Origin of the sequence: Aeromicrobium sp. Leaf350 (assembly GCF_916858655.1) — a bacterium.
Taxonomy (GTDB): domain Bacteria; phylum Actinomycetota; class Actinomycetes; order Propionibacteriales; family Nocardioidaceae; genus Aeromicrobium.
Genome location: NZ_CAKASL010000002.1, coordinates 191,250 through 212,076 on the forward strand (window position 1 = coordinate 191,250; position 20,827 = coordinate 212,076).

General features: G+C 71.4%; 21 protein-coding genes. 13 read left to right on the plus strand and 8 right to left on the minus strand.

The window, feature by feature from the left end; translation table 11 throughout:
• Positions 1–4 precede the first annotated feature (4 nt).
• Positions 5–487 carry a DUF1294 domain-containing protein gene (locus LO931_RS09825; protein WP_229053412.1) on the plus strand — a complete coding sequence of 161 codons (483 nt, stop codon included), beginning with the start codon at positions 5–7 and terminating at the stop codon, positions 485–487.
• Here the strand turns inward: LO931_RS09825 and LO931_RS09830 are convergent.
• Complete coding sequence (locus tag LO931_RS09830; protein ID WP_229053413.1) at positions 465–806, minus strand: TraR/DksA C4-type zinc finger protein; 342 nt, start codon at positions 804–806, stop codon at positions 465–467. The genes LO931_RS09825 and LO931_RS09830 overlap by 23 nt on opposite strands.
• A gap of 86 nt (positions 807–892) precedes the next feature.
• On the opposite strand from LO931_RS09830, the gene LO931_RS09835 reads away from it, so the two are divergent.
• The 3 genes from LO931_RS09835 to LO931_RS09845 are packed head-to-tail and all read left to right on the plus strand — an operon-like array spanning position 893 to position 4,055.
• Positions 893–2,017 (plus strand): alcohol dehydrogenase catalytic domain-containing protein, encoded by a 1,125-nt coding sequence (locus LO931_RS09835; protein WP_229053414.1) that lies wholly within the window; start codon positions 893–895, stop codon positions 2,015–2,017.
• Positions 2,014–3,483, plus strand: coding sequence for an NAD-dependent succinate-semialdehyde dehydrogenase (locus LO931_RS09840; RefSeq protein WP_229053415.1), 1,470 nt, complete (start codon positions 2,014–2,016; stop codon positions 3,481–3,483). Before LO931_RS09835 ends, LO931_RS09840 begins: the two co-directional genes overlap by 4 nt.
• The gene (locus LO931_RS09845; RefSeq protein ID WP_229053416.1) at positions 3,483–4,055 is read left to right on the plus strand and encodes a DinB family protein; all 573 of its coding nucleotides are present in this window, start codon (positions 3,483–3,485) and stop codon (positions 4,053–4,055) included. Before LO931_RS09840 ends, LO931_RS09845 begins: the two co-directional genes overlap by 1 nt.
• On the opposite strand, the gene LO931_RS09850 is transcribed toward LO931_RS09845, so the two are convergent.
• Both LO931_RS09850 and LO931_RS09855 read right to left on the minus strand, forming a co-directional pair.
• On the minus strand, positions 4,039–6,987 hold the full coding sequence (locus LO931_RS09850) for an AAA family ATPase (protein ID WP_229053417.1): 2,949 nt from the start codon (positions 6,985–6,987) through the stop codon (positions 4,039–4,041). The two genes, LO931_RS09845 and LO931_RS09850, sit on opposite strands and share 17 nt — an antisense overlap.
• The gene (locus tag LO931_RS09855; protein WP_229053418.1) at positions 6,984–8,147 is read right to left on the minus strand and encodes an exonuclease SbcCD subunit D; all 1,164 of its coding nucleotides are present in this window, start codon (positions 8,145–8,147) and stop codon (positions 6,984–6,986) included. The genes LO931_RS09850 and LO931_RS09855 overlap by 4 nt, the downstream gene beginning before the upstream one ends.
• Before the next feature lie 182 nt (positions 8,148–8,329).
• Between LO931_RS09855 and LO931_RS09860 the strand changes: the two genes are divergently transcribed.
• A complete protein-coding gene (locus LO931_RS09860) occupies positions 8,330–8,794 on the plus strand; it encodes a hypothetical protein (protein WP_229053419.1) in 465 nt (154 codons plus the stop codon).
• 15 nt (positions 8,795–8,809) lie between these two features.
• Here the strand turns inward: LO931_RS09860 and LO931_RS09865 are convergent, their stop codons facing one another.
• The gene (locus tag LO931_RS09865; protein WP_229053420.1) at positions 8,810–9,571 is read right to left on the minus strand and encodes a 3-hydroxyacyl-CoA dehydrogenase; all 762 of its coding nucleotides are present in this window, start codon (positions 9,569–9,571) and stop codon (positions 8,810–8,812) included.
• 102 nt (positions 9,572–9,673) lie between these two features.
• Here LO931_RS09865 and LO931_RS09870 point away from each other — a divergent pair, with 102 nt between their 5' ends.
• Positions 9,674–10,327, plus strand: a complete 654-nt coding sequence (locus LO931_RS09870) for a TetR/AcrR family transcriptional regulator (RefSeq protein WP_229054277.1) — start codon at positions 9,674–9,676, stop codon at positions 10,325–10,327.
• Here the strand turns inward: LO931_RS09870 and LO931_RS09875 are convergent.
• From LO931_RS09875 to LO931_RS09885, 3 genes are read right to left on the minus strand one after another with little or no spacing between them, the layout of a single operon-like run.
• Positions 10,320–11,444, minus strand: a complete 1,125-nt coding sequence (locus tag LO931_RS09875; RefSeq protein ID WP_370636121.1) for an acyl-CoA dehydrogenase family protein — start codon at positions 11,442–11,444, stop codon at positions 10,320–10,322. The two genes, LO931_RS09870 and LO931_RS09875, sit on opposite strands and share 8 nt — an antisense overlap.
• A 54-nt stretch (positions 11,445–11,498) precedes the next feature.
• Entirely contained in the window at positions 11,499–12,266 is a 768-nt protein-coding gene (locus LO931_RS09880; protein WP_229053422.1) for an SDR family oxidoreductase, read from the minus strand.
• Positions 12,263–12,667 (minus strand): nuclear transport factor 2 family protein, encoded by a 405-nt coding sequence (locus LO931_RS09885; RefSeq protein WP_229053423.1) that lies wholly within the window; start codon positions 12,665–12,667, stop codon positions 12,263–12,265. Before LO931_RS09885 ends, LO931_RS09880 begins: the two co-directional genes overlap by 4 nt.
• 91 nt (positions 12,668–12,758) lie before the next feature.
• Between LO931_RS09885 and LO931_RS09890 the strand changes: the two genes are divergently transcribed.
• A complete protein-coding gene (locus tag LO931_RS09890) occupies positions 12,759–13,721 on the plus strand; it encodes a nitronate monooxygenase family protein (RefSeq protein WP_229053424.1) in 963 nt (320 codons plus the stop codon).
• 6 nt (positions 13,722–13,727) lie between these two features.
• Here the strand turns inward: LO931_RS09890 and LO931_RS09895 are convergent, their stop codons facing one another.
• Complete coding sequence (locus tag LO931_RS09895) at positions 13,728–16,088, minus strand: excinuclease ABC subunit UvrA (protein WP_229053425.1); 2,361 nt, start codon at positions 16,086–16,088, stop codon at positions 13,728–13,730.
• 82 nt (positions 16,089–16,170) lie between these two features.
• Between LO931_RS09895 and LO931_RS09900 the strand changes: the two genes are divergently transcribed.
• The 6 genes from LO931_RS09900 to LO931_RS09925 all read left to right on the plus strand — a co-directional run bounded on the left by LO931_RS09900 (position 16,171) and on the right by LO931_RS09925 (position 20,796).
• Complete coding sequence (locus LO931_RS09900) at positions 16,171–16,608, plus strand: helix-turn-helix transcriptional regulator (protein WP_229053426.1); 438 nt, start codon at positions 16,171–16,173, stop codon at positions 16,606–16,608.
• A gap of 9 nt (positions 16,609–16,617) precedes the next feature.
• Entirely contained in the window at positions 16,618–17,016 is a 399-nt protein-coding gene (locus tag LO931_RS09905) for a VOC family protein (RefSeq protein ID WP_229053427.1), read from the plus strand.
• A 176-nt stretch (positions 17,017–17,192) separates the two neighbouring features.
• Positions 17,193–17,834 (plus strand): ABC transporter permease, encoded by a 642-nt coding sequence (locus LO931_RS09910; RefSeq protein WP_229053428.1) that lies wholly within the window; start codon positions 17,193–17,195, stop codon positions 17,832–17,834.
• Positions 17,831–19,000 carry an ABC transporter ATP-binding protein gene (locus LO931_RS09915; protein ID WP_229053429.1) on the plus strand — a complete coding sequence of 390 codons (1,170 nt, stop codon included), beginning with the start codon at positions 17,831–17,833 and terminating at the stop codon, positions 18,998–19,000. Before LO931_RS09910 ends, LO931_RS09915 begins: the two co-directional genes overlap by 4 nt.
• Positions 18,993–19,805, plus strand: coding sequence for an ABC transporter permease (locus LO931_RS09920; protein WP_229053430.1), 813 nt, complete (start codon positions 18,993–18,995; stop codon positions 19,803–19,805). The genes LO931_RS09915 and LO931_RS09920 overlap by 8 nt, the downstream gene beginning before the upstream one ends.
• A 1-nt stretch (position 19,806) precedes the next feature.
• On the plus strand, positions 19,807–20,796 hold the full coding sequence (locus LO931_RS09925; protein WP_229053431.1) for a glycine betaine ABC transporter substrate-binding protein: 990 nt from the start codon (positions 19,807–19,809) through the stop codon (positions 20,794–20,796).
• The last annotated feature ends 31 nt before the right edge of the window (positions 20,797–20,827 follow it).

A 20,827-nucleotide genomic window follows, 5' to 3' on the forward strand; every position in this document is an offset into this window, starting at 1 on the left:
CGTCGTGAGCGGGAGCAGCGCGCGGCAGCAGGGCGTCCTGTCGACCTGGAACGACGATCGCGGCTTCGGCTTCATCGCGCCCGCGGCCGGAGGACCTCGGGTCTTCGCCCACGTCTCGGCGTTCCCGAGCGGTCGCCGTCCGACGGCCGGTCGCGTCGTCACGGCCACCTTCATCGCCCTGGCGATCCTCGTGGAGCTCCAGCGGCTGCCGTTGGCCGTCTTCGTCGCCTACGGCCTGGTGAGCGTCCTCGCCTTCCTGATGTACCGCGCGGACAAGCTGGCGGCCAGGCGCGGCGCCCAGCGCGCCCCGGAGCGGGTGCTGCACCTCGCGGGTCTGCTCGGAGGCTGGCCGGGAGCACTGCTCGCCCGCCACCTCCTGCGGCACAAGACCGTGAAGCAGCCCTTTCGGACCGTCTTCTGGCTCACGGTCTGCGTCAACGGCGCCGTCCTGACGGCGTTCGTCGTCAGCTCGTGGCCGCGCAGCTGATGCAGGTGCGGGCGACGGGGCGCGCCTCGAGTCGTCCCTCGGGGATCGTCGACCCGCACCGCTCGCAGACGCCGTAGGTGCCGGCGGCGACCCGCTCGAGGGCGGCGTCGATCTCGGCGAGGTGCCGTTGCGCCTGGCCGAGGAGGGCGTCGGTCTGCGAGCGCTCGAAGGCGATCGTGGCGCCCTCCGGGTCGTGCTCGTCGTCGGCGTTGGAGTCGCGCGACGCGGCGACCACCCCGTCGAAGTCGCGCGTCAGGGCCGTGATGCGGCCCAGCGTCAGCTCGCGCTCGGCCGCGAGGCGTCCTGCGGCTCCGGTCATGGGCTCATCGTGACGGACGCACGGTGACGGGCCGGTCCGCTACGATACGTCAGACATATCGAGTGTCGTCGCGTGGAAGGACCCGCATGAAGATCCGTGGAGCCGTGCTGGACCGCATCGGAGATCCGTCGCCCTTCGAGGACTCCCGCCCGGTGCGGGTCGTCGACCTCGAGCTGGCCGAACCGGGTCCGACCGAGGTGCTCGTCGCCATCGAGGCCGCGGGGGTGTGCCACTCCGACCTGTCGGTCGTCGACGGCAACCGGCCGCGGCCCGTGCCGATGCTGCTGGGGCACGAGGCCGCCGGTCGCGTCGTCACGGTCGGTGCCCAGGTGTCCGGACTCGCAGTCGGCCAGCGGGTCGTCATGACGTTCCTGCCCCGCTGCGGGGAGTGCGCGGGCTGCCTGACCGACGGCCTGGCGCCGTGCCAGCCCGGCTCGGTCGCCAACGGTGCCGGGGTCCTCCTGGCCGGCGGCAGCCGCCTGCGCGATGGCGTCACCGAGGTGGCCCACCACCTCGGGGTCTCGGGCTTCGCGACGCACGCGGTGGTCGACCACCGTTCCCTCGTGCCGGTCGACGACGACGTGCCGGCCGACGTCGCCGCCGTGCTCGGCTGCGCGGTGCTGACCGGCGGGGGTGCCGTGCTCAACGTCGCGCGGCCGCGCCCCGGCTCCTCGGTCGCCGTCGTCGGCCTGGGCGGCGTGGGTCTGGCGGCAGCACTCACGGCCCTGGCCCACGAAGGCGTGCGGGTCATCGGCATCGACCCCCTCGAGCACAAGCTCGCCGCTGCCCGCGACCTGGGCGTTAACGAGACGTACACGCCGGCGGAGGCGGCCGCGCAGGGCGTCAAGGCCGATGCCGTGATCGAGGCCGTCGGCCGAGGCGTGGTGTTCGCCTCCGCACTCGCCCTGACGGCCCCCGGTGGGCAGACCATCACGGTCGGCCTGCCCACACCCCAGGAGACCGTGGAGATCTCACCCTTGGCCCTGGTGGCCGAGGGGCGATCGATCGTGGGCAGCTACCTCGGATCGGCGGTGCCGGCCCGCGACATCCCGCGGTTCGTCGAGCTCTGGCGGGACGGGAAGCTGCCGGTCGAGCGGCTCATCAGCTCGACGATCGCCCTCGAGGACGTCAACCGGGCGATGGACCTGCTCGCGAGCGGGGCCGAGCTGCGCCAGCTCATCCGCTTCGACACCGGCGAGGCGACGGCATGAGCAGCGTCGCCGCCTACATCGATGCGCTGCTGGCCGGTGCTCCGGGCGACCTGTACGTCGACGGCGTGTGGCGGCCTGCCTCGTCGGGCGATCGGTTCGTCGTCTCGGACCCGGCGACAGGCCAGCCGATCTGCGAGGTCGCCGACGGCGGCACCGCAGACGGTTCGGCGGCCCTCGATGCCGCCGACCGTGCGCAGGAGGCCTGGGCCGCGGTGCCGGCTCGCGAGCGCTCCGACCTGCTGATGGCCGCGTTCCACCTCCTGCACGAGAACGCGGACGCGTTCGCCCGGCTCATCACGGCCGAGATGGGCAAGTCGCTGGCCGAGGCCCGCGGCGAGGTCACGTACGGGGCCGAGTTCCTGCGCTGGTTCGCCGAGGAGGCCGTGCGGGTGGACGGCCGGTCCGGCGTCCTGCCGAGTGGCCGACTGCGGATGCTCGTGGACCAGCGACCCGTCGGCCCGTGCCTGCTCATCACGCCGTGGAACTTCCCGCTCGCGATGGCGACGCGCAAGATCGGCCCGGCCCTCGCGGCCGGTTGCACCGCGGTCGTGAAGCCCGCCGAGCTCACGCCCCTGACGACGCTCGCGCTCACCAAGGTGCTCGAGGAGGCCGGAGTGCCCGCGGGGGTGGTCAACGTCGTCACCACCGCGGATCCCGCGGCGGCGACGGGCCACCTGCTGGCCGACCCGCGCCTGCGGAAGCTCTCGTTCACGGGATCCACCCCGGTGGGCAAGCGACTCCTCGCGGCGGCGGCCGAGGGCGTGCTCCGCTGCTCCATGGAGCTCGGCGGCAGCGCCCCGTTCATCGTGTTCGAGGACGCCGACCTCGACGAGGCGGTCGCCGGCGCGATCGCGGCCAAGACGCGCAACATCGGCGAGGCCTGCACCGCCGCCAACCGGTTCCTCGTGCACGAGTCGGTGCAGGAGCCGTTCGTCGAGCGGTTCGCCGCGGCGATGGGCGAGCTCGTCGTCGGTTCCGGCACTGCGCACGACACGGACCTCGGCCCCTTGATCGACGAGCGCAGCCGTGAACGGGTCCACGCCCTCGTGACCGACGCGGTGGCGCAGGGTGCCCGCGCCGTGGTGGGCGGCAACCTGCCCGACGGGCCGGGCCACTTCTATCCCGCGACCGTGCTCGACGGCGTGGCGCCGGACGCTCGCGTCGTGACCGAGGAGATCTTCGGTCCGGTAGCACCGGTGCAGACCTTCGCCGACGAGGACGAGGCGGTGCGCCTCGCGAACTCCACGCCGTACGGACTCGTCGGCTACGTCTACACCCGCGACCTCGACCGCACGCTGCGGTTCGTGCCGCGCCTGCAGCTCGGCATGGTCGGCGTGAACACGGGTGTGGTCTCGGACCCGGCGGCACCGTTCGGCGGCGTCAAGGAGTCCGGGCTCGGGCGCGAGGGCGGCCGTGAGGGCATCGCCGAGTACCTCGAGCACCAGTACGTCGGTATCGTGCGCTGATGACGGAGGACGCGAAGGCCCACCTCACGCTCTACCTGACCCAGGTCAGGGAGGCCCTGCTGTGGAAGCTCGAGGGGCTCGACGACTACGACGTGCGCCGACCTCTGACCCCGACGGGCACGAATCTTCTGGGCCTCGTCAAGCACGTCGCGGCCTGCGCCGCCGATTACTTCGGCCTGGTCTTCGACCGGCCGTTCCCCGGCGACCTGCCGCTGAGCGACGACGACCCCCTGATCGACCTGTGGTGCCCGGCCGAGGAGACGCGCGCGGACGTGCTCGACCTCTGGCACCGTGCCTGGGCGCACGCCGACGCGACGATCGCTGAGCTGCCCCTCGATGCGCCGGGACGGGTGCCGTGGTGGGGCGACCGTGGCGAGGTGACGCTGCACCGCATCCTCGTGCACATGAACGTCGAGCTGGCCCGGCACACGGGCCAGGTCGACATCCTGCGCGAAGGCCTCGACGGCTTCACCGGTATGCGCGCCGACGTCGACAACATGCCGGACGACGTCGACTGGCCCGCCCACGTCGAGCGGGTGGAGCAGGCGGCCCGGCTCAGCCGATCGACCTGATGGTGCTCGACCCGTCGGCGGTGAGCTCGATGTGCACCTGCGACGGGATCTGCTCCTTCATCGCCTCGACGTGGCTGATGAGGCCGATCGTGCGGCCTCCCTCACGCAGCGAGTCGAGCGTCTCCATCGTGACCGCGAGGGTCTCGGGGTCGAGCGAGCCGAAGCCCTCGTCGATGAAGAGGGTGTCGAGCCGCAGGCCTCCGGCGCGCGACGTGACGACCTCGGCGAGCCCGAGCGCGAGGGCGAGGGACGCCTGGAACTTCTCGCCGCCCGACAGCGAGCTGGGGGAGCGGGTGTCGCCCGTGTGGGCATCGAGGACGGTGATCTCGAGGCCTGAGGTGCCGGCGGATGCCGCGTCGTCGGAGTACCGCAGCTCGTAGCGGTGGCCCGTCATCGTGGCGAGACGGAGGTTCGCGGCGCCCAGGATGTCCTCCAGCTCGGCGACGAGGGCGAACGTCTCGAGCGGCATGCGGAGCTGGTTGGCGCCGTAGCCGCGCAGGGTCTGGTCGAGCGCCGCCACGGTCTCGTAACGGGTGAGCTGTTCGGCCGAGGCCGCCACGGCGGTCGTGATCTCCGCGGCCAGTGCGACGTACGACTCGAGGCGCCCCTGCTGCGAGGCGCGCTCCTCCCCGGACGCCGTGGCGAGGGCTCGCGCCTCGTCGCGTGCGGCGCGCGGGGTGTCGACGTCGACCGGCTCGTCGGGAAGGTCGGCCAGGCCGGGCTCGGCCAGCGTGCTCTCCGCCGCGAGCAGCGCCGCGTCGTGCTGCGCCACCACGCGCTCCAGACGATCCACCTCGGGTGCCGGCTCCACGGCGGCCTCGACCTCCTCGGGCGAGGAGAAGCCGCCGTCGGCGAGCGCCTCGTCGATCGCGGTCTGCGTCATGGCGACGGCGTCGCGACACTCCTCCAGCCGCTCGGTGGCCGCCACCAGCGCGCGCACGGCCGCGTGGTCGTCGCGCAACGACGCCCGGACGGCCTCGACGGACGCTGCCTCCCCGCGAGCCCCGGTGACGACGGCCTCGGCGTCGCTCAGGCTGGTTCGGGCAGCCGTGGCGATGCCGCCGAGCCGCTCGCGCTCGGCGTCGATGCCGGCGAGGTGGGTGTCGATCTGGTCGAGCGTGGCGCGGAGCGTCGTCGACTCGGTCTCGAGCGCGGCGCGGTGGCTCAAGGCGAGGCGGAGCTCGGCCAGCGCCGTGGTGGTCTCGTCGACCGACGAGGTCAGCTCGGTGCTGGTGCCCGCGGCCTGTCGCTCGGCCTCCTGCAGGGACGTGCGCAGTCGCTCGAGACCGGCCGAGGCTGCGGACAGGGCGCTGCGCGCATCGGCCTCGGTCTGCTCGGCCGCGGCGACGTGGGAGTCCTCGACGTGGTCGTCGGTCGGCTGGGCCGGGAGCGGGTGCTCGGTCGCGCCGCAGACGAGGCACGCCTCGCCTGGGACGAGCTCACGAGCGAGCACGGCCGAGTACCCGTCGAGCTGGCGGCGACGGAGCGCGTTGACCACCCGCTCGGCCTCGTTGGCCGTCTCGGCGAGGTCGAGGTGCTGGCGCTCGGACGTCGCGAGGCGCTGGCGCAGGTCGTCGGCCTCGGCGGCGCGAGCCTGCCGCTCCCGCAGTCGCTGCAGCTCGGCCTCCGTCGCGGCGTGCCTGGCGCCGAGGTCGGCCGTCGACTCCAGCTCGGCACGGATGCCGTCGAGGCGATGGACGGTGTGCTCGCGCTCGGTGCGACGGTGGTCGATGTCGTGGCCGAACGTCGTGAGGGCTTCTTCCGCGGCGGCGGCACGGGTGCGCAGGTCCGGCAGGCGGCCTTCGAGCTCGACGGCGCTGGACAGGGCGCCGATGTGCTCGGCGAGCTGGTCGGCGCGCTCGCGGAGCTCGTCGAGGCCGGAGGGCTGCTGCGGAAGCCGGTGCTCGAGAGCCGTGCGGGCGATGTCGTGGGCCTGGTCTGCGGCGATCGCGGACTCGGTGGCCTGACGGTGCCGCACGACCGCCTGCTGGGCGAGGGCGGCGCGACGCGCCGCGGCGATCACGTGACGGTCGAGGTCGACCGAGGCCTGCTGCTCGAGCAGCAGGGTCCGTCGCGCGCCCGCCTCGCGGCGGCGATCCTGCCGCTCGGCTGTGGAGCGGGCGGTCTGGAAGGCCTCCTCGACCGTGGCGAGGTGGAGCCGGTCGGCCTCGGCGCGGGTCGTGACCTCGTCCAGCACCCGCTGCTGCTCGCGGACGACCTGGTCGGCCCACGCCGTGGTGCCGGCGACCTCGGGCGCCTCGGTGCCGGACTGCTGGGCGAGGGTGCCCGCCTTCGCGGCGATCGTGGTGAGGACCTTCTCGAGCTCCTGCTTGGCGAGGCGAGCCCGATCCTGGACGGTGGCGGCGTAGGTGTCGAACCGCTGCGTGCCGAAGAGCCGGCGCAGCAGCTTGCGACGTGTGTCGCTCTTCGCCACCAGGAACTCCTGGAACTGGCCCTGGGCCAGCAGCACGACCTGGAGGAACTGGTGCGCGTCGATCCCGAGCAGCTGCTGCACGTGGGCCTCGGCGTTGCCGATCTTGGTCTCGAAGACCTCGAACCCACCGGCGGCCTCGCGGCTGAGCTCGATGCGCGCCGACTGGGTCGTGAATCCGGTGCCGACCTTCTTGGGTCGCGCGAACGACGGCGAGCGCCAGACCCGGTAGCGGGTCTCGCCGACGGTGAGCTCGACCGTGACCTCGGTGGCCACCCCGGGGGCGAGGTACCGGCTGCGGATCTCCTCGTCGATCTTGCCGCCGTAGCGGGGCACCGTGCCGAACAGCCCGTAGGTGAGCGCGTCGAGCACCGAGGACTTGCCGGCACCGGTTCGACCGGTGAGCAGGAAGATGCCGTCGTCGGCGAACGCGTCGAAGTCGACCGTGACCTCGTCGCGGTACGGACCGAAGCCCGACATCGTGACCGAGTGGATCCTCACGCGGGGTCCTTGGTCGCGCCGTGGGCCAGGACGTCGTCGACGATGTCGCGCTCGGCGGGGTCGAGGCCCGCGCCGCGCACCCGGCCGAGGAAGGTGTCGACGACCTCGAGGTCGGTCTTGCCGTGCACCAGCTCGCGATACGCACGGTCGCCGCCGAGCGGCGTGGCGAGCGAGACGTACTCGAGGTGCGCGCAGTGCGGGAACCTCGCCTGCAACCGGCGCATCGCGTCGCGCTGACGGGTGGGATCGGTGAGCCGCGCACGGATCCACGAGCCCTCGTGCTGGGCGTGCGCCGTGTCGGTCAGCAGGGCGTCGAGGGTTCCCGTGAGGGTGACGAGGCGTCGCGGCACGGCGAGGTCGACCCACACGACGGAGGCCAGCCCGCCGGCGTCGAGATCGACGAGCCACGCCCCTCGCGGCTTGGACTCCTCGGAGAACGACAGGTGCAGCGGTGCCCCGGAGTACCGCACGTGCTCGGAGAGCACCGAGCGGCCGTGGATGTGACCGAGCGCGGCGTACGTGACGCCGTCGAACGTCGGCACCGGCACGCGGTCGACACCGCCCACGTCGGTGCCGCCGACGATGGCGCGCTCGGACTCGCACGACTCGCCCTCGGCCCCCGCGACGAAGGTGTGCGCCAGCACGACCGACCGACCGCCGCGTCGAGCGGCGTCGGCCCGCACGAGGCGCATCGCCTCGCCCACCGCGTCGGCCTGCGACCGCAGGGGCTCGACGTCCCACACGTGCCGCAGCCGAGCCGGCTCGAGGAAGGGGATGCCGTAGAGGTGCACGGGGCCGTGCTCGTCGGTGAGCGTGACGGGCGAGGTGATCTGCTCGGGCCGCGTGATGACGTGCACGCCGGCCGCCGACACGAAGTCGGACATCGAGCCCAGGCGCGTGGGGGAGTCGTGGTTGCCCGCCGTGACGACGACCTCGGGGCCCGCGTCACGGATCAGGCGCAGGCTGCGGTTGAACACGCCGATGGCCTCGGCCGACGGGGTGGAGGAGTCGTAGACGTCGCCCGCGACCACCACGACGTCGACGCCCAGCTCGGCGACCGTGGCGGCCGTCTCGGCCAGCACGGTCTCGAGCGACTCCAGCGTGGAGTGGCCGTGGAAGGTGCGGCCCACGTGCCAGTCGGAGGTGTGCCAGATCCGCATGCCTGAACCCTAGGCGGAGGCACGGACATCGTGAGGACCGGGAACATCTGCGCCGGTCGGTGCGTCTGAGCGTTGTCGGGCCGGCCCACCGGGGAGCCGGCCAGGCCATCGGGGCCGATGGCGGGGCCGTACCACTCGGGAGCGGTCCCGCCACCGGTTCACCCACCACGATCGGAGCCGTCATGACCCGCCTGAACAGCCTCTTCGCCCAGGTCTACACGACCTCGGCGATCCTCGCGTTCGTCGCGACCTTCCTGCCGCTCTGGTCGTCGCCCGACGTCGAGCTGTTCGACACCATGAGCCTCTGGGAGGGCGCCGTCATCGGCAACCACGGGGGCGACATCGCCGCGTTCGGGCTCATGCTCGCGCTGCTGCTGGTGACGTCGTTGGTCGCGAGCGCCGTGCTCGCCGAGTCGGTGCCGGTGCTGCCGGGCATCGCGGCGGTGCTGAGCCTGCCGGGCGTCTACCTGCTGCTCACCAAGCCGTACAGCAGCACGCCGGAGCCGAGCCTCGGCACGGGCGGGGCGCTGATGCTGGCGCTGGCGTTCGTGGTGATCCTGACCGCGATCTCCCACGTGTGGGCCTGGGTCCTGGCGAACGACGAACGCCGGGAGCAGGTCACCCCGCTCCCGGCGCCGCCGGTGTGACTCAGCCCAGAACGATCAGCGGGGCGCCATCCGGATCGCACCGTCGAGACGGATGGTCTCGCCGTTGAGCATCGGGTTCTCCACGATGTGCGCGGCGAGCTGACCGAACTCCGACGGCTCGCCGAGGCGCGAGGGGTGCGGCACCTGCTGGCCGAGCGAGTCGCGGGCCTCCTGCGGCAGCGAGGCGAGCAGCGGCGTGTTGAACAGGCCGGGCGCGATCGTGTTGACGCGGATCTGCAGCTTCGCGAGGTCACGCGCGATCGGCAGGGTCATGCCGACGACGCCGCCCTTGGACGCCGAGTACGCGGCCTGGCCGATCTGGCCGTCGAACGCCGCGACCGAGGCGGTGTTCACGATGACGCCGCGCTCCTCGCCGACCGGGTCGAGGCCGGCGATGTGGGCCGCGGCGAGCCGGGTGACGTTGAACGTGCCGATCAGGTTGATCTCGATGATGCGCTGGAACTTCTCGAGCGGGTACGGGGCGTTGTCGCGGCCGACCGTCTTGATCGCGTCGCCCGTGCCGGCGCAGTTCACGACGATGCGCAGGTCGCCGAGCTCGGCGGCGGCGTCGATCGCGGTCTGCACCTGCTCGGCGTCACGGACGTCGGCGCCGACGACCCGCACGGAGTCGCCGAGCTGAGCGGCGATCTCGTCGCCCGCGCCGGGCAGGTCGAGGACGACGGCCTTGCCGCCCTTGGCCACGAGGGCCTCGACGGTCGCGCGGCCGAGGCCGGAGGCGCCACCGGTGACGAGGGCGACAGTGTTCGAGATGTCCATGATGAGGGTCCTCGCTCTAGGGTTCAGGCAGACGATCGCTGGTACAGTCAGCGGTGACTGTAACAGGTCGCGCGATCAGCTCGCGACCAGGATCGAGGTGTGATGAGTCCGTCCGAGCAGGCGTCCGACCCCGGGCCCGATGCCGACGGCGAGATCGCGTACTCCGACTACGCGGCGCGCAGCCGGGTGACCCAGCAGCACCTCCTCGACACCGCGGTGGAGGTGCTCATTGAGCACGGCTACAGCGGCGCCTCGACGCTCAAGATCCAGCAGCGGGCCGGCGTCAGCCGCGGACGACTGCTGCACCAGTACCCGCACCGCGACGCCCTGCTGGTCGCCGCGGTGCAGCACATCGCCGAGGGGCGCGTGCTGGCCACGCACAGCAGCAGCGGCTGGCCCACCGAGCCCGCCGAGCGCGTGCGTGCCGCGATCCGCTCCATGTGGTCGACGTACCACCAGGGCTACTTCTGGGCCGCCACCGAGCTGTGGCTCGCGGCGCGCCAGAACACGGCCCTGGCCGAGGCCCTGCGCCCCCGCGAGCACGCCCTCGGTGCCGCGATCCGTGAGGCCGTCGACCAGCTCTTCGGCCCCGAGGTCACGGCGCACCCGCGCTACTCCTCGCTCCGCGAGGTGCTGAACTCGAGCATGCGCGGCGTCGCCCTGACGTACTCCTTCGACCCCCGCGACCCCGAGGTCGACACCTACCTCACGACGTGGACGAACCTGGCCCTCCGGGAGCTCGACCTGCTCACCTAGCCAGGTGGCGGCTGATGACGAGTCGCTGGATCTGGTTGGTGCCCTCGAAGATCTGCATGACCTTGGTCTCGCGCATGTGGCGCTCGACCGGGAAGTCCTTGGTGTACCCCGCGCCGCCGAGCACCTGGACCGCGTCGGTCGTGACCTTCATGGCGTTGTCGGTCGCGACGAGCTTCGCGATCGAGGCCTGACGTCCGTACGGCCGGCCGGCGTCCTTGAGACGGGCTGCCGCCAGGTAGGTCGCCCGAGCGGACTCGACCGCGGCGGCCATGTCGGCCAGGAGGAACCCGAGGCCCTGGTGGTCGATGATCGCCTTGCCGAACGCCTCGCGCTCCTTGGCGTAGGCGATCGCGGCGTCGAGCGCCCCCTGCGCGACACCCGTGGCGACGGCAGCGATGCCGAGGCGACCGGCGTCGAGACCGGCGAGCGCGATCGGCAGGCCCTGCCCCTCGGCGCCCAGGCGACGTTCGACGGGGATGCGCACGTCGTCGAACAGCATCGTCGTGGTGGTCGACGACATCAGGCCCATCTTCTGCTCGGGAGTGTCGGCGCTGAGGCCGGGGGTGTCCGCCGGGACGAGGAAGCAGGAGATGCCCTTGCCGCCCTCGTCGCTCGTGCGGGCCATGACCTTGTAGAAGTCGGCCTGCCCGCCGTGGGTCGTCCAGGCCTTCGCGCCGTTGAGCACGTACTCGTCGCCGTCGCGCACGGCCTTCGTGCGCATCGCGGCCGGGTCGGAGCCCGCGTGCGACTCCGAGAGGCAGTACGCGCCGAGCTGGTCGCCGGCGAGCATCTCGGGCAGCCAGCGCTCCTTCTGCTCCGCCGTACCCTGCTCGAAGAGTCCGAAGCAGCTCAGGGCGTGCACGCTGACGCCCACGCCGACCGCGGCCCAGGCCGAGGCGATCTCCTCGACGACCTGGAGGTAGACCTCGTACGGCTGCTCGCCGCCGCCGACCGCCTCGGGGTACGGCAGGCCCAGCAGTCCGGCACGCCCCAGCGTGCGGAACACCTCGCGGGGAAAGCGGGCCTCGCGGTCGTACTCGTCGACGATCGGCCGCAGCTCCTTGTCGACGATGTCGCGCGTCAGCGCGATCAGGTCCTCCGACTCCTCGGTCGGCATCAGTCGCTCAGCAGGCACGGGGCTTCTCCTTCACTCGGCGTGCATCGCACGGCTTCACTCGGCGTGCATGGCACGGTGGATCATTCCGGAGCCGCCGAGGGCGAGGCCCCCGTCGACGCTGAGGACGACCCCGGTCACGTAGGCGGACTCGGGCGACGTCAGCCACGTGACCGCGTTGACGACGTCGTCGGTGGTGGCGAACCGGCGCAGGGGCACGGCCTCGGTCCAGGCGTCGACCGCGGCCTGCGTCGGGGCGAGGCGGCGCATGCCCTCGGTTCCCTCGACCGGGCCCGGCGCCACGGAGTTGACGCGCACGCCCTCGGGCCCCCACTCCATCGCGAGCGTGCGGGTCACCTGGTCGATGCCGGCCTTGGCCGCGCCGACGTGGATCTGACCGGGCACGGGAAGCCACGACTGGGCGGCGCTGATGTTGACGATCGAGGCCCCGGGCTTGCGCAGGTGGTCCCACGCGCCGCGCATGACGTTGAAGGTGCCGAGAAGGTCGATCTCGACGACGGTGCGGAAGCCGTTGGGGCTCAGGTCTGCGGCGGGGGAGACGAAGTTGCCGGCCGCGCCCGACACGAGGGCGTCGATCGGCCCGTGCTGCTCGGCGGCCGAGGCGATCGCGGCGGCGACGGCCTCGGCGTCACGCACGTCGGCGGCGTAGCCGAGCGCGCCCTCTCCGAGCGTCGCGAGGGCGGCGTCGACCTTGTCCTGGGAGCGGCTGAGCACCGAGACGGACCAGCCGCGCTCGGCGTAGGCGCGCGCGATCGCGAGGTTGATGCCGCTCGTGCCGCCCGCGACGAAGGCGTGATCAGTCACGAGGACTGTCCCTTCTGCAGCTCGGCACCCATCGCGGCGATGAGGGCCTCGAGCCCTCGCAGCGGTCGGGCCATGACGGTGAAGTCGGTGATGAGCCCGTCGGCGTCCCACGACACGATGTCGACGCCGTGCACGTCCTTGCCGTCGATCGTGGTGGTGAACTCGAGCACCGCGGAGTCCTCGTTGAACCACTCGCGGTGGTAGGTCAGGCCGGGCCCGAGCACCGCGAGCGCGGCCCAGAGGTAGGCGAACGTCAGCGCCGGACCCTCCTGCGGCGTGTGGACCGCGGGGGAGCGGAACGTGACGTCGGGTGCGAGCAGCCCGCGGAGCGCGCCGGCGTCGGGGTTCGCGACCAGCGCGTGCCACGCGCGCACGACGGTCGGGGTCCGGTCTGTCGTCATGGTGAGCCTTCCTCGTCTGCCGACCGGTCTCGATCCGCAGTCAACACTGACTGTAGGCTAGCAAGCACTGTCCCTGTCTAGAGGAGTCCCCATGTCGCTTCCCGACGTCCTGCGGAGCCGGCTGGCGCTGCCCGTCGTGGCCTCGCCGATGTTCATCGCCTCCGGGCCGGCGCTCGTGACGGCGCAGTGCCAGGCCGGCGTGATCGGTTCGTTCCCCGCCCTGAACGCGCGCCCGGCGGCGCTGCTCGACGACTGGCTGCACGAGATCCGCGAGAGCAACTCGACGTTCGCCGCGGCGAACCCCGACCTCCCCGTCGGCCCGTTCGCGGTCAACCAGATCGTGCACCGCTCGAACGACCGGCTCGACGCCGACATGGAGATGGTCGTGAAGCACGAGGTGCCGATCGTCATCACCTCGTTGGGGGCGCGGCCCGAGATCAACGAGGCCGTGCACTCCTATGGCGGCATCGTGCTGCACGACGTCGTCAACGACCGCTTCGCCCACAAGGCGATCGAGAAGGGCGCGGACGGCCTCATCGCCGTGGCGGCCGGTGCCGGCGGGCACGCGGGCACGCTGTCGCCGTTCGCGCTGCTGCAGGAGATCCGCACCTGGTTCGACGGGCCGCTGCTGCTCTCGGGAGCCCTCGCGCACGGGCGGTCGATCCTGGCCGCTCTCGCTGCCGGTGCCGACCTCGCCTACGTCGGCTCGGCGTTCCTGGCCACCCACGAGGCCAACGTCGTCGAGGGCTACAAGCAGATGATCGTCGACTCCCACGCCGACGACGTCGTCTACAGCAACCTCTTCACGGGGGTGCACGGCAACTACCTGCGGGGCAGCATCGTGGCCTCCGGCCTCGACCCCGACGACCTCCCGACGTCCGACCCGTCGGCCATGAGCTTCGGCTCGACCGACTCCAAGGCGTGGCGCGACATCTGGGGCTCCGGCCAGGGTGTCGGTGCCGTGGAGGGCGTCGTCAGCGTCGCCGACCTCGTCGGTCGCCTCCGCTCGGAGCTCGACGAGGCCCGCGCGGGGCTGGACGCCAAGCTGGCGTGAGGCACCTCAGCCGGCCACGTACTCCTTGAGGTGATGGCCGGTGAGGGTCTTCGCGTCGGCGACGAGCTCGGCGGGGGTTCCCTCGAACACGACCGTGCCGCCGTCGTGGCCGGCGCCGGGGCCGAGGTCGATGATCCAGTCGGCGTGGGCCATGACGGCCTGGTGGTGCTCGATGACGATGACCGACTTGCCCGACTCGACGATGCGGTCGAGCAGGCCGAGCAGGTTCTCGACGTCGGCCAGGTGCAGGCCGGTCGTGGGCTCGTCGAGCACGTAGACGCCGCCGTCGTTGCCGAGGTGCGTGGCCAGCTTGAGGCGCTGGCGCTCGCCGCCGGAGAGCGTCGTGAGCGGCTGGCCGAGGCTCACGTAGCCGAGGCCGACGTCGTTCATGCGCTGCAGGATCTTGTGGGCGGCCGGCAGCGTGCCGTCGCCGTCGGCGAAGAACGCCTCGGCCTCGGCGACGGGCATGGCCAGCACCTCGGCGATGTTCTTGCCGCCGTAGGCGTACTGGAGGACGTCGGCGTTGTAGCGCTTGCCCTCGCAGTCCTCGCACGGGGTCGACACGGTGTCCATGACGCCCAGGTCGGTGTAGATGACGCCGGCACCCTTGCAGGTGGGGCACGCGCCCTCGGAGTTGGCGCTGAACAGGGCCGGCTTGACGCCGTTGGCCTTCGCGAACGCCTTGCGGATCGGCTCGAGCAGGCCCGTGTAGGTGGCGGGGTTGCTGCGGCGTGAGCCCTTGATGGCGCCCTGGTCGATCGCCACGACGCCCTCGGTCGGCACGACCGATCCGTGGATCAGCGAGCTCTTGCCCGAGCCCGCCACGCCCGTGACGACGCACAGGACGCCCAGGGGGACGTCGACGTCGACCTTCTTGAGGTTGTGCGAGTCGGCGCCGCGGATCTTCAGGTGCTCGGTGGCGGTGCGCACCTCGTCCTTGAGCGCGGCGCGGTAGCCGAGGTGCTGGCCCGTCAGCGTCGATGCGCTCCGCAGCTCCTCGACGGAGCCCTCGAACACGATCTGACCGCCCGCCGTGCCGGCCTTCGGGCCCATGTCGACGACCCGGTCGGCGATCGCGATGGTCTCCGGCTTGTGCTCGACCACGAGCACCGTGTTGCCCTTGTCGCGCAGCTGCAGCAGCAGGGCATTCATGCGGTCGATGTCGTGCGGGTGGAGCCCGATCGTGGGCTCGTCGAAGACGTACGTGACGTCGGTGAGCGACGAGCCGAGGTGGCGGATCATCTTGGTGCGCTGCGCCTCGCCCCCGGACAGCGACCCGGAGGAGCGGTCGAGGCTCAGGTAGCCCAGGCCGATGTCGACGAAGGAGTCGAGCGTCTCGCGCAGTCCCTTCAGCAGCGGCGCGACGGACGGCTCGGAGAGGTCGCGCACCCAGGCGGCGAGGTCGCTGATCTGCATCGCGCAGGCCTCGGCGATGTTGATGCCGGCGACCCGGGACGACCGCGCCTGGGCGTTGAGCCGGGTGCCCTCGCAGTCGGGGCACGCGGTGAAGATGACCGCCTTGTCGACGAACGCCCGGATGTGGGGCTGCATCGCCTCGGGGTCCTTGCTCAGCATCGACTTCTGCATCTGCGGGATGAGGCCGAGGTACGTGAGGTTGATGCCCTCGATCTTGATCTTGGTGGCCTCCTTGTGCAGGAGGTCGGCCATCTCGGACTTCGTGTACTTCCCGAGCTTCTTGTCCGGGTCGAACCAGCCGACCCCGCGGAAGATGCGTCCGTACCAGCCGTCCATCGTGTAGCCGGGGATGAGGATCGCGCTCTCGTTCAGGCTCTTGTCGGCGTCGAACAGGGCGGTGAGGTCGAAGTCGCTGACCCGGCCCATGCCCTCGCACGTGGGGCACTGCCCGCCCTGGATGCTGAACTCGCGGCGCTCCTTGACGGTCTCGCCGCCCTTCTCGAACTTCACCGCTCCGGCCCCGCTGATGGAGGCGACGTTGAACGAGTACGCCTGCGGCCCGCCGACGTGCGGCTCGCCCAGGCGGCTGAACAGGATGCGCAGCAGCGCGTTGACGTCGGTGACGGTGCCGACCGTCGACCGCGAGTTGGCGCCCATGCGCTCCTGGTCGACGAGGATCGCGGTGGTCAGCCCGTCGAGGAGGTCGACGTCGGGGCGCGCCATCGTGGGCATGAAGCCCTGGAGGAACGCGCTGTACGTCTCGTTGATGAGGCGCTGCGACTCGGCCGCGATCGTGCCGAACACCAGCGAGCTCTTGCCCGAGCCGGAGACTCCGGTGAAGACCGTCAGTCGGCGCTTCGGGATCTGGACGCTGACGTCCTTGAGGTTGTTGACCCGCGCTCCGTCGACGCGGATGAGGTCGTGGGTGTCAGCGGGGTGCGTCTCAGCCATGGCGACATCCTGCCCGAGCAGGCGGACAGTCCGGGAGCCTTCGACTTCTCGGATGCTGCTCGATCCTCACTACGCTGGACCCGTGACCCCGGCGGAGCTGAGCGAGCTGGCGCACCTGCGCCGTGCCCGCGACTTCATGGACCGGGAGTTCGCGCGGCCGATCGGGGTTCCCGACGTCGCCCGGGTGGCCCTGATGTCGCCGGCCCACTTCACGCGACGGTTCCGCGCCGCCTACGGCGAGACGCCCCACGCCCACCTCATGATGCGCCGGATCGAGCGGGCGAAGTCGCTGCTGCGGCAGCCGGACCTCACGGTGACGGAGGTCTGCCTCGCGGTCGGGTGCACCTCGCTCGGCTCGTTCAGCGCCCGCTTCACGCAGGTCGTGGGGGAGACGCCGACGGCCTACCGGGCCCGCGACCACGGCGACCTCGACGCCCTGCCGACGTGCGTCGCCAAGTACGGCACCCGACCCGTGTACCGAGCAGTTTCGGAGAAGCCACCGGCGTCCGCGCGCTCCTAGTCTGGCCGCATGAGCCTCTCCATCTCCAAGTGCTTCGTCCAGGTCACCGATGTCGATGCGGCGGTGGCGTTCTACGCCGGCGCCCTCGGTCTCGAGGTGCAGCTCGACGTGCCGAACGACGGTTTCCGCTGGGTCACCGTGGTGGCGCCCGACCAGCCCGACGTCGCGATCATCCTGTCGAACTACGTCGACGGCAGCGACGACGACCGGTCGACCGTGGCCGGCCTCGTCGCCAAGGGCGCCTTCGGGGGCGTCCACTTCCGGGCGACCGACCTCGAGGCGACGTTCGCCCGGCTCGTCGAGCACGGAGCCGAGGTCGTGGACGAGCCCGCGGACCAGCCGTGGGGCGTTCGCGACGGGGCGGTCCGCGACCCGTCCGGCAACCTGGTGCGCATCGACCAGGCGTGACTCGTCGAGAATTCTGAGAGCGGCCTGAGCGCCGGACGCATCCCGTGATTGCAGGGCAGGACGCCGGTGCTGCGAGGTGTCGACGGCCGCCGGGACGCCTCGGTTGCCTCGCGCCCTCGACGAACCCGTGATTGGGTGAATCGTCCAAGAACGCACGGCGAGGGGATTCCGAACGCATGTGGGAGTTCATCTCCGAGCGCGGCGACATCATCGCCTACAACGCTCTCCAGCACGCCAATCTCGTGCTCCAGGCGGTGCTCGTGGCCACCGTCCTGGCCGTCGGCATCGCCGTCGTGGTCGACAAGTTCCGGTTCCTCGACCCGATCGCGAACACGGTCTCGGCCATCGGCCTGACGATCCCGTCCTTCGCCCTCGTCGGCCTCCTGCTGCCGCTCACGATGATCGGTGCACTGACGGCCTTCATCTGCGTCGCCTTCTACGCGACGCTCCCGATCCTGCGCAACGCGGTGGTCGGCCTGGCGCAGGTCGACAAGACGCTGATCGAGTCGGCTCGAGGTCTCGGGATGTCCGAGGCCGGCGTCCTGCTCCGCATCCGCATCCCGCTCGCCTGGCCCGTCATCCACGCCGGCGTGCGCACCTCGGTGCAGATGTCGATGGGCATCGCGGCGATCGCCGCGTACGTCCTCGGCCCGGGCCTCGGCGGCTACATCTTCACCGGCCTGTCGCAGGCCGGCGGCGTCAATGCCGTCAACTACGCGGTCGTGGGCACGGTGGGCATCGTGCTCGTCGCCCTCGTCGCCGACCTGCTGATGCTCCTGCTGGGGCGAGTCACCATCTCGAAGGGAATCCGCGCATGACGCAGACCGACCAGGCCGCCTCGGGAGACATCAGCGGTGCCGAGCTGCGGCTCGAGAACGTCGTCAAGAAGTACCCCGGGCAGAAGACGCCGGCGGTCGAGTCGCTCTCGCTGACGATCCCCGCGGGCGAGATCGTGGCGTTCGTCGGACCGTCGGGCTGCGGCAAGACGACGTCGCTCAAGATGATCAACCGGCTCATCGAGCCGACCTCGGGCACGATCCTGATCGACGGCGAGGACATCCGCAAGGACAGTGCCACGAGCCTGCGGCGCAAGATCGGCTACGTCATCCAGGGCGGCAGCCTCTTCCCGCACATGAGCGTCGCGTCCAACATCGCGGTCGTGCCGAAGATGCTCGGGTGGGACGGCAAGCGCATCACCAAGCGCGTCGACGAGCTGCTCGACCTCGTGGGCCTGGACCCCGACCGGTACCGCGACCGCTACCCGCGCGAGCTCTCCGGCGGTCAGCAGCAGCGCGTGGGCGTCGCCCGCGGTCTGGCGGCCGACCCGCCCGTGATCCTGATGGACGAGCCGTTCGGCGCGGTCGACCCGATCACCCGCCAGCGCCTGCAGGACGAGCTCATCAGCATCCAGCGCGAGCTGCGCAAGACGATCGTCTGCGTCACGCACGACATCGACGAGGCCATCAAGCTGGGCGACCGCATCCTGATCCTCCAGGAGGGCGCGAACATCGCCCAGTACGACACCCCCGACGCGATCCTCGCGGCTCCCGCCAACGACTTCGTGCACGACTTCGTGGGGGCCGGGTCGTCGCTCAAGCAGCTCTCGCTCGCCCGCGTGCGGTCGCTCGAGCTGATCCATCCGACGACGGCGAAGATCGGCGAGGACACCGGCCCGGCCGTGCGTCGCGCGGAGCAGGCCGGCGACGACACGATCGTCGTGCTGGACGACCGCGACCGACCGGTGGCGTGGCCGTGGCTGCGGCAGGTCCGGAGCCACGGCAAGGTGCAGGGCGAGCCGCGCGAGAACCTCGTGACGCTCGACCAGGCGGCCACCCTCAACGACGCGCTCGACACGATGCTCACGGCCGCGCACTCCAAGGTCATCGTCACGGGCGACCGCGACAAGTACCTCGGCGTGCTCGACTTCGAGACCGTCACCGAGCACATGCGCAAGACCGAGCGCGAGGCCCAGGACCATGCCTGAGACGCGCCCGGTCGACCCGGACACCGACGAGATCGTCGGCGACGACGACGTCGCCCCCGCGACCTCGGCGCGGGTCATCACGCGCGAGATGGTGCTGATGCTCGTCGTGCCGCCCGTGCTCGTGGCGATCGTGTTCGGCATCTTCGTGTGGTGGCGCCAGACGGCCGAGCTCGACTCCGTCGAGGCCCAGCAGCTGCGCTGGTCGGAGCTCCGGTCCCTCGGCTGGGAGCACGTGCAGCTCACGGTCGTGGCCGCGCTCATCGTCGTCGCGATCGCCGTGCCCCTCGGCATCCTCCTCACCCGCGGCAAGTTCCGCGCCGCCTCGCCCGTCGTGATCGGCATCGCGAACGCCGGGCAGGCCGCGCCGTCGGTCGGCCTGATCGTGCTGCTGTTCCTGTGGCTCGACGGTGGCTTCTGGACCGCGATCTGGGCCCTGAGCCTCTACGGCATCCTGCCGGTGCTCCGCAACACGATCGTCGGCATCCAGGGCATCGACCCGACGCTCGTCGAGGCGGGCCGCGGCCTGGGCATGACCAGCGCGATGACCCTCGTGAAGGTCGAGCTGCCGCTCGCCGTCCCGGTCATCATGTCGGGCGTGCGCACCGCACTCGTGCTGATCGCCGGCACCGCCTCACTGGCGTGCTTCATCGACGCAGGCGGGCTCGGCGAGGTGCTGCAGACCGGCATCACGCTGTTCCGCTTCTCGCTCATGGTCACCGGCGCCGTCCTCATCGCGCTGATCGCGCTCCTCATCGAGTGGCTGGGACGCGTGCTCGAGCTCGCCACCCGGCCGAAGGGGATCTGACATGACCCGTACCCGACTGATCCGCCGCACCGCCGTCGCCACGGCCGCGCTGATGACCGCGACCCTGTCCGCCTGCGGCCTCGGCACCGCCGCCGGCCCGATCCTGTCGGGCGACCTCGACGGAGCGGTCTCCGACGTCGACCTCGAGGGGCTCGAGATCTCGGTGGGCTCGAAGAACTTCACCGAGAACATCATCCTGGGCAAGATGGCGGTCAGCCTGCTCGCCTCCGCGGGCGCCGACGTCAACGACCTCACCAACATCCCGGGCAGCGCCGCCGCGCGGCAGGCCCAGCTCGACGGCCAGATCGACGCGATGTGGGAGTACACCGGCACGGGCTGGATCACGTACCTCGGTCACGAGGACCCGATCCCGGACGAGCAGGAGCAGTACGTCGCCGTGCGCGACGAGGACCTGGAGACCAACGGTCTGGCCTGGTTGACCCCAGCGCCGATGAACAACACCTACGGCTTCGCGATCACGCAGGAGACGTCGGACCGCCTCGGCATCACGAAGCTGTCGCAGATCAAGGACGTCCCGGTCGAGGAGCGCACGTTCTGCGTCGAGTCCGAGTTCACCAACCGCCCCGACGGCCTCCCCGGCATGCTCGAGACGTACGAGATCCCGCTCGGTGACCCCAACGGGGTGCCGGAGGACAATCTCAGGACCTACCAGACGGGCGCGATCTACAGCGCGACCGACAAGGGCGAGTGCACGTTCGGCGAGGTCTTCACGACCGACGGACGCATCCTCGCGCTCGACCTCACGGTGCTCGAGGACGACCGCCAGTACTTCCCGAAGTACAACGTCTCCCTCGTGATCGACGACGGCGTCCTCGAGGAGCACCCGGAGATCGAGGAGCTGTTCGCCCCGGTCAGCGAAGCCCTCACCGACGAGGTCCTGATCGAGCTCAACGCCCAGGTCGACGTCGAGGGCCGCGAGCCGGTCGACGTGGCCTACGAGTGGTTGAAGAACGAAGGCTTCGTCTCGTGAGCCGGAAGCGCTAGTCCCGACCTGCCGCCGC

Coding starts and splice junctions, on each gene's coding strand:
- LO931_RS09920 (WP_229053430.1), top strand. CDS start 18,993: ATGCCTGAGACGCGCCCGGTCGACCCGGACACCGACGAGATCGTCGGC.
- LO931_RS09885 (WP_229053423.1), bottom strand. CDS start 12,667: ATGACGACAGACCGGACCCCGACCGTCGTGCGCGCGTGGCACGCGCTG.
- LO931_RS09875 (WP_370636121.1), bottom strand. CDS start 11,444: ATGCCGACCGAGGAGTCGGAGGACCTGATCGCGCTGACGCGCGACATC.
- LO931_RS09845 (WP_229053416.1), top strand. CDS start 3,483: ATGACGGAGGACGCGAAGGCCCACCTCACGCTCTACCTGACCCAGGTC.
- LO931_RS09890 (WP_229053424.1), top strand. CDS start 12,759: ATGTCGCTTCCCGACGTCCTGCGGAGCCGGCTGGCGCTGCCCGTCGTG.
- LO931_RS09830 (WP_229053413.1), bottom strand. CDS start 806: ATGACCGGAGCCGCAGGACGCCTCGCGGCCGAGCGCGAGCTGACGCTG.
- LO931_RS09870 (WP_229054277.1), top strand. CDS start 9,674: ATGAGTCCGTCCGAGCAGGCGTCCGACCCCGGGCCCGATGCCGACGGC.
- LO931_RS09910 (WP_229053428.1), top strand. CDS start 17,193: ATGTGGGAGTTCATCTCCGAGCGCGGCGACATCATCGCCTACAACGCT.
- LO931_RS09840 (WP_229053415.1), top strand. CDS start 2,014: ATGAGCAGCGTCGCCGCCTACATCGATGCGCTGCTGGCCGGTGCTCCG.
- LO931_RS09860 (WP_229053419.1), top strand. CDS start 8,330: ATGACCCGCCTGAACAGCCTCTTCGCCCAGGTCTACACGACCTCGGCG.
- LO931_RS09895 (WP_229053425.1), bottom strand. CDS start 16,088: ATGGCTGAGACGCACCCCGCTGACACCCACGACCTCATCCGCGTCGAC.
- LO931_RS09905 (WP_229053427.1), top strand. CDS start 16,618: ATGAGCCTCTCCATCTCCAAGTGCTTCGTCCAGGTCACCGATGTCGAT.
- LO931_RS09835 (WP_229053414.1), top strand. CDS start 893: ATGAAGATCCGTGGAGCCGTGCTGGACCGCATCGGAGATCCGTCGCCC.
- LO931_RS09915 (WP_229053429.1), top strand. CDS start 17,831: ATGACGCAGACCGACCAGGCCGCCTCGGGAGACATCAGCGGTGCCGAG.
- LO931_RS09865 (WP_229053420.1), bottom strand. CDS start 9,571: ATGGACATCTCGAACACTGTCGCCCTCGTCACCGGTGGCGCCTCCGGC.
- LO931_RS09925 (WP_229053431.1), top strand. CDS start 19,807: ATGACCCGTACCCGACTGATCCGCCGCACCGCCGTCGCCACGGCCGCG.
- LO931_RS09855 (WP_229053418.1), bottom strand. CDS start 8,147: ATGCGGATCTGGCACACCTCCGACTGGCACGTGGGCCGCACCTTCCAC.